The 1,367-nt window shown below is 80.5% G+C and carries 1 pseudogene; it reads right to left on the bottom strand.

Annotated features, from left to right (window positions below):
• Positions 1 to 1,367: pseudogene (locus GTW67_RS37615) on the bottom strand (CHAT domain-containing protein); the annotation flags it as partial.

Raw genomic sequence — 1,367 nt, forward strand, 5'->3', positions numbered from 1 at the left:
GCCCCGCGCCCACCGTTGAGGTGGTCACCCGGCCCGGTGGCCGGCGGTGCCTGCGGCCCGTCGCCCGACGGCGCGGTCACGGCTCCGTCCGGCACGTCCCGCGTGTCTCGCCCATCCCGGCGCTCCCCGCCGGGCCCGGTGGCCGGTGCCTGCGGCGCCCCGCGCCCATCGCTGGGCTCGTCGCCCGGCCCGGCGGCCGGAAACGCTTGCGCCCTGTCGCCCGACGGCGCGGCCACGGGCGCGTCCGGCACGCCCCGGGTGCCTCGCCCATCCCGGCCCTCCGCGCCGGGCCCGGTGGCCGGCGCCCGTCGCGCCCCGCGCCCATCGCCGAGCTCGTCGCCCGTCCCGGTGGCCGGCGGTGCCTGCGCCCCCTCGCCCGAGGGCGCGGAAACCCCCCAGTCCCGGACGCCACCCGCGTCGGACTCCCCACGATCCCCAGGCGCCCCGAACCGGCCGTCGGGGGCCACGGCCATGGACCGATCGGCCAGCTCCGTCACCTCCGCGCCCCCGGTCGCCAGGCCCGGGCCGCGTACCAGGACCCGGCGTCCCCCGGGCGGCGGTGTCGTCTCGTGGGCGCGGAGCCAGCTGCTTGCCGACGGGGACACGCTCAGTACCCGCTCCCGCAGGGCCGGGAGCAGCGCCCACGGCACCCGGTGCAGCCGTCCCGGCGGCACGATCACGACCGGGCCGGTGCCCAGGTGGGCGGCGGCCGGGCCGAGCAGCAGCTCCTGCAAGCGCGCCCCCGCCGCCTCCACCACCGGCAGCCGCGCCTCCGCGCCCGGATGCGCGAGCCGCCGCAGCCCCGCCTGGACGTGCTCGGCCTCCCGCTCCGCCTCCGCCAGCAGCCCCGCCTCGAACCGCCGTACCCGGCCCTGCCCGCACAGCAGCACGTGCACCCGCCCGTCGAGCACCGCCAGCTCCACCAGCCGTACGCCGTCCCCGAGCCGCCGCAGCAGCCGGTCCACGTCGAACCGGTCGCCGTCCCCGGACGCCTCGCCCCGCATGTGCAGGGTGCGGGAGCGGATCTCCCGTTCCAGGCGCCGCTGTTCACGCTCCAGCGCGGGCACGGGCCGGCCCCCGTCCAGCCGGGCCTCCTCCGCGCGGGCGGCGATCTCCCGGAACGCCGTCATGCCGCTCAGCAGCGCCGGGTCGGCCGGCGGCCGGGTGGGCGGCGCCGACAGCACCGTCGCCCGCCATCGCTCGCTCCACACCAGCAGCCGCCGCGGCCCGCCCGAGACCAGGCTCGCCCGCTGCGCCATCGCCGCCAGCTCCGCGCCCTGCGCCGTGGCCCGGGCCCGCAGCTCCGAGGCGCCCAGCGTCATCCGGTGGTCGTCCAGCACGTCCAGACCCCGCCGGCAGGCCTCCAG

Source organism: Streptomyces sp. SID5910 (genome assembly GCF_009862125.1).
Taxonomy (GTDB): Bacteria; Actinomycetota; Actinomycetes; order Streptomycetales; family Streptomycetaceae; genus Streptomyces.